We start from the raw sequence: 15,775 nt of genomic DNA, 5'->3' as shown, positions 1-15,775 counted from the left end.
CATATCAGTCATTATAGGATGGATGCTCAATAACCATGAATTGGTTAACCGGAACATCACTCAGAATGGTAACTTCCCCGCCTGGCCACTCAACTCGCAGTTCGCTGACAGCGTCATCGCCTGCTAAGCCGAAGTGTAGCTCTGGTGCATTATTGGACATGTAATTATTCTCAAAACGCATTTCCCGGTACTGGTTGAGTGTTTCACTGGTCGCATATACCTTGGCACCGTAAGCGAATTGATTACCGCCTACCCCACGCAGTCTTACATTCAGGAAGTTGTCGTCCGCAGTAATTAAACGACGGAAATGATTTTCATAATACGATGGAAATCCACTGTGGTTCATAATTACGATGTCGATATCGCCATCTCGATCAAAGTCATTACAGACAATTCCCCGGCCTTCACCAGTATCATCAATATGACGCAATGCAGCTTCCTCACGGAAGGTGCCATCCTGATTATTCATAAACAGTCTGGCCGGTGTACCGTAGAAGTTCTCAAGAATGATTGAATCAACGCCAACGCGCTCGCTTAATTCTTCTGAGGCAGCGATAAGTGCTTCGAGCTCTTCAACAAACTGGCCTTCATCCAGGTAACTTCCCCCCAGATTCGTGTTAACACCAGAAAAGTCTCCGAAATACCCATAAAGAGTACTGATCAACTCCTGAGCATTGGCTCCCAACAAGTCGTAGACGCCATTAAAACCAACCCAGGACAAAACATTGAACAGAGGGTGATCGAATGTCGTATTTGAATATCCGTAGCCGTTAACGTGAAAGATATCGAGCCAGCCATCGTTGTCGAAGTCTTTCATGCAAGTGCCCCAAGCCCATAGACCGTTTGCCACACCTGCAGAATCAGATATTTCTTCCATGGCAATATCCTCTCCTTCGACCGATTGATTCAGATACAATCGGTTCGTCAGTGGATCATATCCTGGCAAAGGAATCTGAATGTTTGTTACGAACCAATCCACATCCATGTCATTGTCTATATCACCCACCGCTGCTCCCATTGCGTTATAGTCGGTAATACGACTGGCTCGGGTTGCGTTGATATATTCGCCCGACTCGGTACCTTGAAACACTTGTGAACGCTGAAAATCAGCCGCAACAAGGATATCGAGATTTCCGTCTTTATTCACATCTGCAAAATTCGCTGCGAATGTGTAATCGCGATCACCAAAGGCACCATAAACCACGTCATCCTGCCATGGCTCAAAAAGCCCTCGCCCATCATTTTTCCAGAGATGTATTTCCTCTGCCGTTCTCATGAAATCCCAGTTGTGACTGAATATATCCAGGTCGCCATCATTATCTATGTCCGCGAATGATGCATTATGGGTAGTGCGCACTGTGTCGTAACCAAACTGAGTAACTCGAATAAACCCCGTGCCCCCATTATTCAGCCAAAGTTTGCTGTCAGGCTCGTATGCGTGCCCAACCAGAATATCCGGCCAACCATCACCATTGATATCAGCCATAGAGAAAGCAGCAATATCACCTCTACTATCGATACCCATATTATCCGGTGCTTTTTCAAAACGTCCGTTCTCATTGAGATATATCTGAATACCTTTCTCTTTACCAAGTCCAATGGCGAGATCAAAATCACAATCACCATCAATATCTGCGGAAGCGATAGAACCTATCACCAGGGCAACTTCCGCAGTACTGACAATATCGTCGAGTATTTCTGGCCCAACTCTGTGTGACTCATTCAACCCGGAAAGGACTACTTTTCTGAAGCCAACAGAAAGATCAATTTCCGGGCGACTATCCACATCCATTGCCACACAGGACGATATATTAGCTGGCTCTATCTCAGAAAGATCAGGAAAGACTGGGGCAACTGATTCTCCTGGAGCAGGAGGAAATACGTCAAAAACAGCAGTGTTATCGAAGAAGGAGAACTCTGGTTCAAGCCGGAACCCATCGGGGTCGACCGATGTGTAATCTGGCATCCATTGTTCGACGCAAACGCTGCTTTTCAGACAATCGGCAGTCAAGCTCCGAATAAAGGCCGCATACTGTGAGACTTTCTCGCTCGAGACGACACTGGGTACACGATTGTATCTACGTGACTTATTGGAGCGCCATTGCTGATAAGCCGCAGAAATTGCCGGAACCTGAGCCTGGTGGCCGCTTGTATTAATATTGAGGCCAGCAAACTGGGCAAGATGATCAAGGCTATAATCATACCCTTCAAGTTGTGCTACCGGATCGAAATGCCAACGTATGGCCTCTTCCAGTGTCGCGATAGAGCCGGCATGCATATAGGGGAATGTGAGCTCGGCATTAATCAAACTGGGAGTACGGAAAGCGAATTTATCTGATACATCCGGTACCGTGTTATAGCGACCAAAGTCCTGAGAAAAGACATTTTTACCACGCCCTATCTGTGGCGTTGCCAAGGGATAAAATTGCTCATCGGAAAACTTAGCACCTGCATGACAGCCGAAACATTTACCCTCGCCAAAGAAGAGTAGCGCACCTTCTTTTGCCTCTTCAGAAATCGCATTAATGTCACCGTCAACATAACGCGAGAACGGATAATCCAGTGCAACCTGCGAGCGCTGATACTCGCCAAGTGCCATCGCTATGCGGTCATAAGTGATCAGCTTTCTATCAAGACTAATGTAATCGTTGAAGGCATCGCGGAAGTATCCTTCCCAACCACGATCAAGCAATTTTTCTGCAATCAGATCACGAGTATCGTATGAGGTAAGACCTGCGGCAGGATCAAAGCCGCGCATTTCAACCACAGAAGTTACCGGAAAGCGTGCCTGAGCAGCAGTCAGGTTGGGACCAGCCTTGTTATCTGGTCCACGGAACTGGCTGTCCGGTGTTCGCATCAACTGACCTTCACCATTCGGGGCACCAGTATCGACACCTACGTAGTAAAGGTCTCCCGGATCGTACTCGATGGTTTCAATACGCCCATCCCAGAACATAGCTCGGTCATAGAAAGCAATATTAAAGGTCGTCGGACTATTGCGAGGTACGTTCGGACCAAAGTCAGCTTTAGGGTCGATGTAGTAGTTCCCATCATGTCGGCGCCCAGGCCCGACAATCAGCGGATTATGAGCGCCAACGCCGACGGGCAAACTGAGATTATCGGTTCCAGCAAGTCTCGGGTCGTGGCAACTCGCACAGGCAACATCATCACCAAAGCTGAGAGATCTGGAGAAAAACAGCTCCTTACCCAGCTCGACCAACGCATCTCCCGGCTGAGGGACTATACGATCTGTCAGCTCGGAAGGATCAAACCCAATGTCAGCGATAAGCGCCAGAAGTTCAGTGTCCAGTTCGGTAGGCTCAGTAACAACATCAGGCTCACTCCTTTCTGGATCGTAAGGGTAGGCGTCTAAATCATTCAGAACACCGTCGCCGTCTATATCGTCATCAAGAAGGTCAGGGATAAAGTCGCCGTCGAGATCTGCCGGCGTATCGATCGCATCCAAGGGGGCAGAGCCAGCCGCGACTTCATCACTATCGGAGTAACCGTCATTATCATCGTCTGCGTCGGCATTGTTACCTATGCCATCAAAGTCGCTATCCGCCCATTCACCGGCGTCAAATACAAAAGCGTCTTCGGCGTTGCGCACGCCATCCCCATCGATGTCGTCATCCTGAGAATCAGGAATACCATCATCGTCGGTATCTACGGTTTCTTCTGGCGTAGCTGGTGCGGTATCCGGGGGAGCTGGAGTATCGTCTGACGTTCCAGAGCCACCACCACAGGCAACCAGTAAACACGCGCTCGTAATTATTGTTATGAGTGCTTTCAATGTTGAAGGTCCAAATCCGGGACAATCGTGATTCCCTTCCGTCAAGACAGAAAGGGCCACCTAGCACATAGTTATGCACAAACAGGCCAACAAAACCAGACAACAAAACGTAAATGCGCCATGTGTCTTATTGAAATGTAGAAGAGTTCTTACTTTTTGGGAGGGTAAAGAACAGATGCCGCAAGGCGTGCGGCATCTGTAGAGGTCAGCAATTAACCCTGAGCGAGCAGCTCACGAAGGTCAAGAATCGCCGCATTAGCTCGGGAGATATAAGACGCGAGTACCAGCGAGTGGTTAGCGAAAACACCGAACCCACTGCCATTCAGTACCACTGGAGACCAGAGTGCTTCCTGAGTAGCCTCCAGTTCGCGGATGGTCTGACGTAGACCAACCAACGCGTTCTTCTTCTCCAGAACCTCCTGGAAATCTACCTCGATAGCACGCATAAGGTGCAGAAGCGCCCATGAAGTGCCGCGCGCTTCGTAGAACACATCGTCAACCTCAGTCCACGGAGTTCTTACCTCTTCCTCTGAAGGGAGAGGAGTCGCGCCTGTATCTTCATTGAGACGACGCTGGCCTACCGATGCGCTCAGACGCTGAGAGAGGCTACCCAGGCGGGTTTCAACATCCAGCAACCACTGACGCAGATTGTCCGCACGTGCGTAGAACTGCGCCGTCGGCTCATTTGGATCAGACAAGCGGGTCAGGTAAGACTGCAGAGCTTCGAGGCCACGCTTGTATTCACCCTCGGAATCAGGGACCAACCAGCTGTTACCGTCAAAATGCAGCTGCGGCTCAGCAATTTCCAGATCTTTATCTTCCGTCGACTGACTCTGCGAGCGGCTGAAGTCTTTGCGCAGTGCACGGGAGAAGTCACGTACCTGAACCAGTACACCAAACTCCCAGCTAGGAATGTTATCCAGCCACACCCCCGGCGGGAAAATATCGTTCGAAAGATAGCCACCCGGCTTGTAAAGCATGGTTTCGGTGATCTTCATCAGGGTAGCGGTAGTGGTGAAGCCACGAACTGGCTGAACACCCATTTCTTCTGCCCGCGTATTCGCTGACGCCTGTACGTTAAATGTCTCCGGCTCCTGCGACCAGAACATACCTATTACCAGCGCAACCAGAAGATATAACACCACCAGCCAGACGATCAGACGTCCGGAACCACCTTTGGCGTCCTTTCGATCTGCCATCCAGTCCTGAAAGCGCTCTTTCGTATCCTGTACTCGATCCTGCAAACCACTCATAGGTTCTGATCCTTAACTATTCAATCAACAAAAATTTCAGAGGGACAAACTACTGTCCGGGCTTGATGATAACGCAATTCACCGATTAAAGGAGTATCCACAAGAGCCAGCTACCGGGGGAAGTCCCGTCACTCACGCCAAAGCGGTATACTGCCAGTCGCCAACGGAGACCTGTATGCCCACTTTAGACATTCTGGCGTTAGCCCGATCCCCTTACAAAGAGAAGTTTGCCATCCCTCGTCAACCCGGCCTGGCACCTTCGGTACTCACCCGGATAGAGTTACAGGCACCGTTTGACGACCCCGGAGCACTACAGGGGTTGGAGCGGGTGTCGCACATCTGGCTGATATTCTGTTTTCATGGTGTTGGAAGCCGCCCGGAATCACTGCGTGTCCGTCCGCCACGGTTAGGTGGTAATCAGCGCATTGGGGTATTCGCGACACGCAGTACGCACCGCCCCAACGGACTGGGCCAGTCACTGGTCAAAATTGAGAAAATAGAAGGCACCACGTTGTTGGTTTCGGGCGCAGACCTTCTCGACGGCACCCCCATTGTCGATATAAAACCTTACGTGCCCTACACCGACTCTGTGGTTGATGCGACGAATACGATAGCGCCTTCAGCACCAGAACCGCTCACTGTGAGCTGGTCCGAAGAAGCCCATCGACAGGCGACTACAGAAGCCGCCAGACTCAACGAGAATGTTATTGCTGTTATTGAGGAGTGCCTGGCTCAGGACCCACGCCCAGCCTACCAGTCGCATGATCCTGAACGGGAATACGGCGTGCGTCTATGGGATCTGAACATCCGCTGGCGCTATCCCTCCGACCAGAGCATTGTAATTACCGAGGTCAGCCCTTTGGCGTGAGGCGAAGCACTTTTTCACGCAACGCAGAGAGGCCACGCTCGCGAAACTTGGGCTCATCAACCAGGCAGTCTTTATCAGCCATCACATCAATGTTCATCGTATCTACGTAAAACGACTCAACCTGTGCCTGATCCACAGCAAACGGCGGTCCCGACATCTCGTTCTGGTCGTACTCAAACGTAACCAGCAACTGAGGTGCATTTTCTGACACCTTCAGCAGCTGGCTGGCATAGTCGGCCCTCATCTCTTCAGGCATTGCGACCAGTGCTGCACGATCATAAACCGCATCGATTGGCCCAGTATCAAAAGAAGTCAGACTGAACCAATCACCGCAAATCAGCAGAATACCTGCAGCCCGGTAGAGGATGAGGTTACCCACCTGCTGCTTATCGACCGCCAGACTGAAGGTCTCTTCGATCGACTCAGCCAGTGCATCCAGCGCAATTTCACTCAACTCTACGCCTACTACCTGATAGCCTTCACGCAGCAGCCATAGGATATCTACCGACTTCCCACAGAGTGGTACCAGAACACGCTCGCCTAGATCGACAGGAATGGTATGCCAGTGACTGGTAAGGGCGGGATTGGTATCGCTCAAGTGAAAACCAATCTCCTGTTTTTCCCAACGTTCGTGCCAGAAATCGTGCTTCATAAGGGCTCCACAGAATTAAATCTGGCGGCATTATGCCTGAGCTGCTCACAGACGAAAACGCCCGGCATTGCCGGGCGTCGTCAAACAATATCGTTCAGCAGATTAATTCACCTGCAGTGCAGCAATATCGGGGTATCTCTCTTCCCAGTTCTCAATCAGGTAGTTCTGATCAATATCCCATGGATGGAAACCGGTTTTGAAGAACTTCGCTAATCCTTTCATGTTATCGCGAAGAACGCCCTTCTTACCCCAGAAAAATACCGCGGCTTCTTTCCACTCTCTCCAGCTTGGAAAATGACGCTGCGAACGCAGTAGCCAGACCTGATACATAGCCAAACGAGAAAACAGACTGATCATAGAAATCACCATCACCCGCTTACGCATAAACTCATCATTTACGTGCTCACGATACACATCAAACGCGACAGCCTTGTGTTCAATTTCTTCTACAGCATGCCACAGCAGCATCTTACGAACCGTCGGATCTGCATCTTCGAGTATTTCGGGATTCTTGAGCAAAAATTCCGCCAATGACGCTGTGAAGTGCTCCATGGCAACCGTCAAAGCAAGCTGACGTTCGCGGCTGAATTTCTTCAGAAAATCAACGCGCTTGTGCAAGCGGCCGACGATACGATCCATGGGAAAGCCCATGTCGGTAATTGCCTGGTTTAACGCTTCATGTGATACGCCATGGTGAGCTTCCTGACCAATAAAACCACGGATCTGCTCCTTCAGAGTCTCGTCTTTGATGTCGTCGCGGTAGTTACGCACGGAGTGAATAAAGAACCGTTCACCATCAGGGAAAAGCGCCGATAGCGCATAGAAAAAGGTGCTGATCAGTGAATTATTTTTAAAAGCGTATTTATTCATCGGCGATTCAGTATCGAACGCCATGCGACGCGGTTTGATCTCAACCTGTGCAGATTTATTCTTAATATTAGTCATACGATCCCCCTCTTAGGGAAGCCCGTCCACGAATTGTTAATTTCTGTATCGTTGGCCAGAATTCACATACCTGACATGCAATCACTATGACATACTGATCCGGATATTTTGGGGTGCAATGCTTTCACCCTGTGGTTCAAAACTGGCATCTGGTATCTATGACGACTAAAACCATCGGATCGGGTGAGCACAGACTCTCGTCTGATTACCTTATACTGCTTGGCGAGATGGCCTTTGAGCGTGGCATCCCCATGTCTGCGCTCCTGGAGGGCACCGGACTACCTGAAAACCTGATGTTCATGCCCAGCGTGCAGATCGGACATGAGTCCGCTTTGCTACTGATCGACAACTTCCTCGAGCACGTGGACCTGTCCGCTGCTCTGGAGTTCGGCAAGCGTATGACCCTCTCCAAGCATGGCGCACTGGGCTACGCGGCCCAATACAGTGCCACCATGGAAGATGCAGCGGGTAAAGTAGAACAGTTCATCGAAACCCGCGTGCAGCTGTTTGAACTGCGTCGCGAAACCGACAAAAGTAGTCGTCACCTTTACATCACCACCCGTATTCCCGACAGCCGGGCCGGATTTTTTATGGTTCTGGCGTTTCTGGCCAGCGTCGAGACCATCTGCCGTACTCTTGTACCTGCCGAGTCACGTAACGCGCGCAGCATGATTCAGATTGCCTGCCGTGGTGACCTATCCAGCCAGGATATCTTGCCCAATTGCGCCGTATACACTGGCGCCCCTATTAATTGCCTGACCTGGCCCCGCAAGGCACTCGACGGCATGCTGCCCTTCTTTGATCCAAAACTGGCCGATCTTGCCCAGCAGGAACTAACCCAGGCGATGACACAGGTGACCGAGACCAATACCATGGCGGGTAAAGTCAGAGAGATACTTAACGATCACCTGGCAGAGATGCCAACCGTGGAGGATGTCGCGAATATGCTGTTTATGTCGGCCGCGACCCTGAACCGAAAACTCAAAGCCGAAGAGCGCAGTTTTCAGCAGATCAAAGATGAGCTGCGCTATAGCAAAGCGCAACGCCTGCTGAAGGATACTACGCTGTCGGTGGATCAGATTGCAGACCAGCTAGGCTATAGCGACGCAAGTAACTTCGCCAAAGCATTTAAAAACTGGTCCGGCGCCAGCCCGAGCCAATACAGACAAGGCAGTACGGGCTGATCACTTTCGGGTATACTGCGCCGCCATTCTCACCGGCCGGAGACACCTATGATCGACAAGCCCTTACTGATCAACTACAACCAGCTTCATACGCTCTGGCTGAAATGGTTAAGCCAACCCGCTAACGCGCACTTTGATCGCTGGCTCAAGCATGAAGCAGCCGGCTGGCGTAAGCGCTTCCGCGAAACCATGCCTCTGGAACTCGGCAGTGCCATGCAGCATGCACTGCGTTTCCGGCAACTCGCCTGCGCCCTGGAGTTAATCCATGAAAGAGGCCTTGATCAGGACTGGCAGGCCTGGACTGAACAATGGAATCCAGAACAGGCCGAAAACCTCAGCCGCAATAACTTCTGGTTCTGGATTCAGCGCCGTAGCTATTCTCAGTGGTACATCCCGAAAGACTGGCAGGCTGGCAGCCGCAAAACCACCGTCGACGATACCGCCGCCTGGGTTCGTAAGAATCCGGATTCGCCGCTGGCTTACATCTGGTTTGGTATCGACGCTTCGCTCGCCAGTGCGATAGAACACCGCACTGAACTGTCTGGCTGGAATGACAAGCAGCGACAGGAATTTATCCGTATGCAGCAGAGCCGCCCACCACTCTGGTTGCGCCCGGCAGCCGAGCAGGATGCGAAAACCCTACGCGATGAACTCAAAGCAGCAGGCGTAGAAGTTAACCTGAACAAACACGGGCTGTGTGCCACCGGCGGTTTCGGTGTGCAACAGACCGAAGCCTATAAAGAAGGTCGTGTTGAAGTGCAGGACTTTGCCAGTCAACAGATCGCTGCCGCCGTTGATGCACAAGCCGGCGAGAAGATCTGGGATGCTTGCGCAGGCGCCGGTGGAAAGACTCTGGCTATTGGCGACGGCATGAGTGGTAAAGGCGCCGTAGTCGCAACCGACCTGAAAGAATTTAAACTCACCGAACTGAAGAAACGCGCGAAGCGCGCTGGCATTGCCAATATCCGTACCTTTGTCTGGGATGGCGAAGCGCCGTTACGCCTGCCCAAAGAAATTGCCCGTCAGAGAGGCTTCGATAAAGTTCTGATTGATGCCCCCTGCACGGCAACCGGTACCTGGCGCCGTAACCCGGATGCGCGCAATCGTCTGAGCGAAGCCTACCTCAAGGAATTGACTGGCTTACAGCAACAGCTACTGAACAATGCGAGTGAGGCCGTTCGACATGGCGGTAAGCTGATTTATGCGACGTGCAGTTGGCTGACCGAAGAAAACGAAGATGCGGTGGAAGCCTTTCTGAAAAATCACGCTGACTTTGCTCTGGAAAGTTCGCGACTGCTCGGTGCACCGGATGTCGATTCCGATACCATGTTTGTTGCTGTAATGAGTCGTCAAAACTGATTTATAGCCCAGCTGACTCTCATATCCGTTTCTGCATAAGAGCTTCGTTTGCTGGGCTCAGCAGACATTCAGGCGGCGCCAGACAATAAAGGCGCCGCGCGACCGTCAGAGCAAAATCGAGCCCTGAAATCTACCTACCGTCACGTAACTGATATGTTTTCAGGGCGATTTATTTTGCGTGTCGCCGCGGTAACTGAGATTGGCTGGAAATAAGCCGGCTGTGCTGCGGAGCGCAGTCAACGAAGATCAACTCTCTGCGAATCCCTGAAGTACAACGGAATATGGGTCAGCGGAGTGATAAAAAAAAGCCAGACGCTGTGCGCCTGGCTTCTTTTTTTACAGGAGAGATCAGATGCAGATCGTTTTTAACGGAGGGAAACCGTTAAATTCAATCGCACTGTAGGTGGTGGTGTACGCGCCGGTGGAGAACCAGTACATACGATCACCGGCTTCGAGAGAGAGTGGCAGTTCATACTTGTACTGTTCGTATAGGATGTCAGCCGAATCACAGGTCGGGCCTGCAATAATTACCTCTTCAGTGTCACCGTCTTTTTCCACATAGAGTGGATACTTGATCGCCTCGTCCATTGTTTCTACGAAGCCACCAAATTTGCCGATATCGGTGTAGACCCAGCGGTCCAGACCGGTACGGTTCTTGCGGCTGACCAGCACCACTTCGCTGACCAGAATACCTGCGTTCGCAGCCAGTGATCGACCCGGCTCGAGAATAACGTCAGGCAGCTCGTCGCCGAAATCCTCTTTCAGGAATCGGGTAATCTCTTCTGCGTAGGTCTCCAGAGGGTTGGTGCGGCTGATGTAGTTCGCCGGGAACCCGCCCCCGAGGTTGACCATTTTCATCTCAATATTTTCTTCTTCCTTCAGGCGCTCGAAGATCCACTTAACCTTAGCGATCGCAGAGTCCCAGGCACCAATGTCACGTTGCTGAGAGCCAACATGAAACGAAATACCATAAGGTTTCAGTCCCAGGTCACGCGCCATAATGCAAAGCTCAATGGCCATGTCCACATGACAACCAAACTTACGCGACAGTGGCCAGTCTGCGGTCTGAGAGCCTTCGGTCAGAATGCGTACAAACACTTTCGACCCTGGAGCAGCTTCTGCAATATTGCGAAGATCGGCTTCTGAGTCCGATGCGAACAGACGAACCCCCTTCTCATAGGCGTAGCGAATGTCTTTTATCTTCTTGATGGTGTTACCGAAACTGACTCGGTCACCACCCACACCCAGCGACAACACCTTGTCGAGCTCGTAACGGCTGGCAATGTCAAAGTTACAGCCGCGGTCACGAAGGATTTCAAGCACTGCTACCTCAGGATTCGCTTTCACCGCGTAGTAGGTGTTTGCATAAGGGAAGCAAGCCATCAGGTGATCCAGTTGCTCGCCGAAGGTTTTGGTATCCACGATCAGAACAGGCGTTTCCTGCTGATCTGCAGCCGCTTTAATGCGGGCAAAAGTATCGGCGTCGTAATAGGCTTCCGGTTGGGTCAACATCAGGCTCGCTACCTCCTTAGGGTCAGACTGCTGTGCGTTTGAAGTCGCGCAAAGATAGAGGATTTATAATAACAGTACAGTGAAATTTTCTTACCCTTACGATGAGAAAATCACGTAGGGCGGATTGTCCGTTCCAGTGCAACAGACTCTGCCAGAGCCTGCAAGCACAATTCAGGTTAAAATGACTCCCAGAAACCGTTAAGGTTCCTGCTTCGCACTACTCTTCCACTCCGGCTCTGGACATCTATGCTCAGCTTTTTTGAAAAACGCATCAATCCCTTTCCTCCCGAACATCCGGAGCAACCTCCTCAGGGACTCTATGCATTCTGCCGCCATTACACCCGAGGACTGGAAGGCTCATTGCTGGCCATGTCGTGTCTGACCGCCATGCTCGCCATACTTGAAGTCACCCTCTTCAGCTTTATGGGTGACCTGGTCGACTGGCTATCCACGCAAAGCCCAGACACCTTATTTGCCAGCGAAGGCACCAAACTGCTGCTCATGAGCCTGGTGGTGCTGGTCGCCATGCCTGTCGTCGTATTACTGCATGCCCTGATCACGTATCAGTCATTGCTCGGCAATTACCCAATGCGCATTCGCTGGCAGGCGCACCGCTATCTGCTCAAGCAAAGTCTGAACTTTTATGAAAACGACTTCGCCGGACGCCTTGCCACCAAAGTGATGCAAACGGCGCTGGGAGTCCGGGAAACTGTAATGAAGCTGCTGGATGTGCTGGTCTATATCCTCGTCTACTTTATTTCAGCCCTGGTGATGATTGGCACAGCAGACTGGCGACTGATGCTGCCCATGGTCGTCTGGCTGGCGGCCTACATAGGTATTCAGTTTTATTTTGTGCCGCGCATGAAAAAAATTGCGACAGAGCAGGCGGATGCCCGCAGTGTTATGACAGGGCGTGTTGTCGACAGCTACACCAATATTCAGACGGTAAAACTGTTCTCACACACAGAGCGGGAAACGTCTTACGCCCGTGACAGCATGGATGGCTTCCTCGGTACGGTATATCACCAGATGCGCCTGGCCACCGGTCTGAACTTTTCAGTGAATATGATCAACTACCTGCTGGCCTTTACCGTCGCAGCCCTGTCTATCTGGCTGTGGATGGACAGCGCCATCACTGTTGGCGCCATTGCGATTGCAGTCAGTCTGGCCCTACGCGTGAATGGTATGGCGCAATGGATAATGTGGGAGATCAGTTCTCTCTTTGAAAATCTGGGCACAGTGGCTGACGGCATGAACACACTGGCGAAACCACAGACCATTACCGACCCAGTGAATGCGCCAAAGCTGAATGCAGAACACGGGGAGATCGCTCTGGATGATGTGCACTTCTCATACGAAGGCGCTGACGACAAGAGCTACCCGGTTTTTGAAGCGTTGAACCTGACTATCAAACCCGGTGAAAAGATCGGACTGGTTGGACGCTCGGGTGCAGGTAAATCCACACTCGTTAATCTGCTGCTGCGCTTCTACGACATTGACAGTGGGCAGATTAAGATCGACGGACAGGACATCAGCCAGGTGTCGCAGGAGAGTCTGCGATCAAAAATTGGCATGGTGACGCAGGATACTTCCCTGCTGCACCGAAGCGTACGCGACAACATTCTCTACGGTCGGCCCGATGCCAGTGACGAAGACGTCCTGGACGCTGCCCGCAAAGCTGAAGCGGATGCCTTCATCCGTGACCTCCACGATCCGGAAGGTAACACGGGCTATGATGCTCAGGTCGGCGAACGTGGGGTCAAACTCTCCGGCGGTCAGCGCCAGCGCATCGCTATCGCCCGAGTGCTCTTAAAAGACGCTCCGATTCTGATTCTGGACGAAGCAACATCAGCGCTCGATTCAGAAGTAGAGGCGGCTATTCAGCAAAGCCTCTACCGCCTGATGGAAAATAAAACTGTAATCGCCATTGCTCACCGTCTGTCGACCATCGCGGCAATGGACCGGCTGATCGTACTGGATGACGGCAAAATCGCCGAACAGGGAACGCATGAAGAACTGCTTGCACAGGGCGGCATCTATGCGCAACTGTGGGCCCACCAGACCGGTGGCTTCTTAGGGGAAGATTAAAGCAAACAGAGCTCGTCATAATCCCTTAACAGAAATAAGGTTTTATGACGCAGCCCCGGAGACGCGATGGCCTGATGATGAGGCGTTCAGGAAGAAACCTGATCCGCTCCGGGGAACCAACTCTGTCTATCTGTCTGAAGGACTTACTTAAAGCTGCTGCGATCTCTGAATGGCTTCGGCTCTGCGCCCTTACCCGCCAGACCATTCTTCATTGCGATCTGCTGATTCTTGCGACCCAACAGACGAGTCTGAACCCAACGTTCCCAACGCAGCGCTTTCCAGGTATCCGCTTTCCAGGTTTTCTTGAACAGATATTTAGTGGCTGCAATCGCATCCGGAGATTTCGTCGCAATGGTCTGCGCCAACGCAAGCGCCTCTGCCTGAGGGTCATCCGCCAGCTTAGAAATCAGACCGTAACTGAAGCCTTCTTCGGCACTGAACTGACGGCCCGTCATAGTCAGTTCCTGGGCGATATCGACACGGGTCAGGCGAGATAGCGTCACCATGCCGCTCATGTCAGGAATCAGGCCCCATTTCATTTCCATAATGCAGAGGTTGGCGTCCGGCGTCGCAATGCGGTAATCCGCGGCAAGGGCAATCTGCATTCCGCCACCAAAGCAATTGCCATGAATCGCACAGATAACCGGCACTGGCAGGTCCCGCCAGATATGCGCAATTCGCTGCGCCAGATTCATTTTGGTCCAGGGGAGTTTCAGGAACAGCTTAGGGATCATCGACGGATTTTTACTCACCGCCTTAAAATCGAGCCCCGCAGAAAACGACTCACCTTTCGCAGCAAGAATTACCGCACGAACGCTACGATCCTTGCGTATCTTTTTCGCTGCCGCGACCAGACCATGGAACATATCCAGATCCAGACCATTCAGTTTTTCCGGGCGGTTGAGGTACACCCAGGCAATGTGGTCCTGCACTTCAACTAAGACTTTATTGTGATCACTCATCGCTGTTTACCTTTTATGATTGCCGCATCTTTGCATAAAGAAGCAAGGACAACCATGATCAAAACACACGATCGGCTTACCGAAAGAGACAGCTCTGAACAGAATTCAGGACCAGCCACCCGCATTTTCTTTGACCAGAGAGACCATCATACCGATATGATCCGGGCGATCATTCAGGCAGGGAATATAGTGATAGTCCTTGCCGCCAGCTTCGATAAAGGTTTCGCGGTTTTCCATATCCAGTTCTTCAAGCGTCTCGAGACAGTCTGCCGCAAACGCCGGGCTGATGACGTCGACACGCCCGACGCCGTCCTTTCCCCAGTCCTCTAACGTGTGATCGGTATACGGCTTAACCCACTCTTCACGACCGAAGCGTGACTGAAAGCTGCATATCCATTGTTCGTCGCTAAGACCCAATTCGCTGGCAAGTGCCGCAGCCGTCGCCCGACACTGGCTTGGGTACGGATCACCACGATCTTCATATCGCTGCGGAATGCCGTGAAACGACATCATCAGTCGATCGCCCTGGCCGTGCTCAGCCCAATACTCACGAACCGAATCTGCCAGAGCGCCTATGTAACCCGGATGGACGTGATAGTCAGTGATCCAACGAGCAGCGGGCACGTGCGGACAAGGCGCCATCGCATTCGAGTATCGATCATGTACCGCCGCCGTGGTCGACGAGGAATTCTGCGGATACAACGGCAATATAATCAGACGCTCGGCACCGGCCTTACGCAGTTCCCGGCCAGCCTCTTCCATGGTGGGCTTACCGTACGTCATGGCCAACGACACAGGAATGTCCTGACCGTACTCTTCTTTTAAGGCCGCTGCTAATGCACGCTGTTGTGCACGCGAAATCGTCATCAGGGGTGAACCTTCAGGGCCCCAAACTTTGGCATACGCTTTCGCTACCCGCGGTGGGCGGATAACAAGAATGACTAAATTAAGAATCAACCACCACAGCAGACGCGGTACATCGACGACACGTCGGTCACTGAGAAACTCTCTGAGGTAAGAACGCACTGCTTTTGCAGTCGGTGCTTCCGGGGTGCCGAGGTTGGCAATAAGAACGCCGAATGGGGGCTTATCCAAAATGATTCTCCACAAAGACAGGTCGTAACGATGGTTGTCTGTATCAGTTTTGTATAGTTTAGCG

Annotated in this window: 11 protein-coding genes; 4 read left to right on the top strand and 7 right to left on the bottom strand. The window is 51.7% G+C overall.

Features of this window, described 5'->3' with window-relative positions; genetic code table 11:
- Positions 1-4 precede the first annotated feature (4 nt).
- Together AC5E51_RS00930 and AC5E51_RS00925 are read right to left on the bottom strand one after the other, a co-directional pair.
- Positions 5-3,793 carry a cytochrome c peroxidase gene (locus AC5E51_RS00930; protein ID WP_491777963.1) on the bottom strand — a complete coding sequence of 1,263 codons (3,789 nt, stop codon included), beginning with the start codon at positions 3,791-3,793 and terminating at the stop codon, positions 5-7.
- Between the two features lie 212 nt (positions 3,794-4,005).
- A complete protein-coding gene (locus AC5E51_RS00925; RefSeq protein ID WP_491777962.1) occupies positions 4,006-5,046 on the bottom strand; it encodes a DUF2333 family protein in 1,041 nt (346 codons plus the stop codon).
- A 175-nt stretch (positions 5,047-5,221) separates the two neighbouring features.
- Here AC5E51_RS00925 and tsaA point away from each other — a divergent pair, with 175 nt between their 5' ends.
- A complete protein-coding gene (gene tsaA / locus AC5E51_RS00920) occupies positions 5,222-5,914 on the top strand; it encodes a tRNA (N6-threonylcarbamoyladenosine(37)-N6)-methyltransferase TrmO (RefSeq protein ID WP_301388980.1) in 693 nt (230 codons plus the stop codon).
- Here the strand turns inward: tsaA and tmpT are convergent.
- Positions 5,898-6,566 carry a thiopurine S-methyltransferase gene (tmpT, locus tag AC5E51_RS00915; RefSeq protein WP_301388981.1) on the bottom strand — a complete coding sequence of 223 codons (669 nt, stop codon included), beginning with the start codon at positions 6,564-6,566 and terminating at the stop codon, positions 5,898-5,900. The genes tsaA and tmpT overlap by 17 nt on opposite strands.
- A gap of 102 nt (positions 6,567-6,668) precedes the next feature.
- On the bottom strand, positions 6,669-7,511 hold the full coding sequence (locus AC5E51_RS00910; RefSeq protein ID WP_068442415.1) for a metal-dependent hydrolase: 843 nt from the start codon (positions 7,509-7,511) through the stop codon (positions 6,669-6,671).
- Between the two features lie 158 nt (positions 7,512-7,669).
- Between AC5E51_RS00910 and AC5E51_RS00905 the strand changes: the two genes are divergently transcribed.
- Positions 7,670-8,695 carry an AraC family transcriptional regulator gene (locus tag AC5E51_RS00905; RefSeq protein WP_297533252.1) on the top strand — a complete coding sequence of 342 codons (1,026 nt, stop codon included), beginning with the start codon at positions 7,670-7,672 and terminating at the stop codon, positions 8,693-8,695.
- Positions 8,696-8,743: 48 nt separating this feature from the next.
- Positions 8,744-10,054, top strand: coding sequence for an RsmB/NOP family class I SAM-dependent RNA methyltransferase (locus AC5E51_RS00900; protein WP_301388982.1), 1,311 nt, complete (start codon positions 8,744-8,746; stop codon positions 10,052-10,054).
- Positions 10,055-10,402: 348 nt separating this feature from the next.
- Here AC5E51_RS00900 and AC5E51_RS00895 read toward each other — a convergent pair whose 3' ends face one another.
- Positions 10,403-11,566 carry a type III PLP-dependent enzyme gene (locus tag AC5E51_RS00895; RefSeq protein WP_076513758.1) on the bottom strand — a complete coding sequence of 388 codons (1,164 nt, stop codon included), beginning with the start codon at positions 11,564-11,566 and terminating at the stop codon, positions 10,403-10,405.
- Positions 11,567-11,812: 246 nt separating this feature from the next.
- Between AC5E51_RS00895 and AC5E51_RS00890 the strand changes: the two genes are divergently transcribed.
- A complete protein-coding gene (locus AC5E51_RS00890; RefSeq protein ID WP_301388983.1) occupies positions 11,813-13,654 on the top strand; it encodes an ABC transporter ATP-binding protein in 1,842 nt (613 codons plus the stop codon).
- A 143-nt stretch (positions 13,655-13,797) separates the two neighbouring features.
- On the opposite strand, the gene AC5E51_RS00885 is transcribed toward AC5E51_RS00890, so the two are convergent.
- Both AC5E51_RS00885 and hemH read right to left on the bottom strand, forming a co-directional pair.
- Positions 13,798-14,616, bottom strand: coding sequence for a crotonase/enoyl-CoA hydratase family protein (locus tag AC5E51_RS00885; protein WP_301388984.1), 819 nt, complete (start codon positions 14,614-14,616; stop codon positions 13,798-13,800).
- Between the two features lie 105 nt (positions 14,617-14,721).
- Positions 14,722-15,711 carry a ferrochelatase gene (gene hemH / locus AC5E51_RS00880; RefSeq protein ID WP_491777961.1) on the bottom strand — a complete coding sequence of 330 codons (990 nt, stop codon included), beginning with the start codon at positions 15,709-15,711 and terminating at the stop codon, positions 14,722-14,724.
- Positions 15,712-15,775: the final 64 nt, after the last annotated feature.

The organism is Thalassolituus sp. (genome assembly GCF_984348125.1).
This window is presented reverse-complemented; position numbering and strand designations above follow the sequence as displayed.

What these genes read in the sequence shown, in the direction of transcription:
- AC5E51_RS00925 (WP_491777962.1), bottom strand. Translation starts at nt 5,046, where the DNA reads ATGAGTGGTTTGCAGGATCGAGTACAGGATACGAAAGAGCGCTTTCAG.
- tsaA (WP_301388980.1), top strand. Translation starts at nt 5,222, where the DNA reads ATGCCCACTTTAGACATTCTGGCGTTAGCCCGATCCCCTTACAAAGAG.
- tmpT (WP_301388981.1), bottom strand. Translation starts at nt 6,566, where the DNA reads ATGAAGCACGATTTCTGGCACGAACGTTGGGAAAAACAGGAGATTGGT.
- AC5E51_RS00910 (WP_068442415.1), bottom strand. Translation starts at nt 7,511, where the DNA reads ATGACTAATATTAAGAATAAATCTGCACAGGTTGAGATCAAACCGCGT.
- AC5E51_RS00905 (WP_297533252.1), top strand. Translation starts at nt 7,670, where the DNA reads ATGACGACTAAAACCATCGGATCGGGTGAGCACAGACTCTCGTCTGAT.
- AC5E51_RS00900 (WP_301388982.1), top strand. Translation starts at nt 8,744, where the DNA reads ATGATCGACAAGCCCTTACTGATCAACTACAACCAGCTTCATACGCTC.
- AC5E51_RS00895 (WP_076513758.1), bottom strand. Translation starts at nt 11,566, where the DNA reads ATGTTGACCCAACCGGAAGCCTATTACGACGCCGATACTTTTGCCCGC.
- AC5E51_RS00890 (WP_301388983.1), top strand. Translation starts at nt 11,813, where the DNA reads ATGCTCAGCTTTTTTGAAAAACGCATCAATCCCTTTCCTCCCGAACAT.
- AC5E51_RS00885 (WP_301388984.1), bottom strand. Translation starts at nt 14,616, where the DNA reads ATGAGTGATCACAATAAAGTCTTAGTTGAAGTGCAGGACCACATTGCC.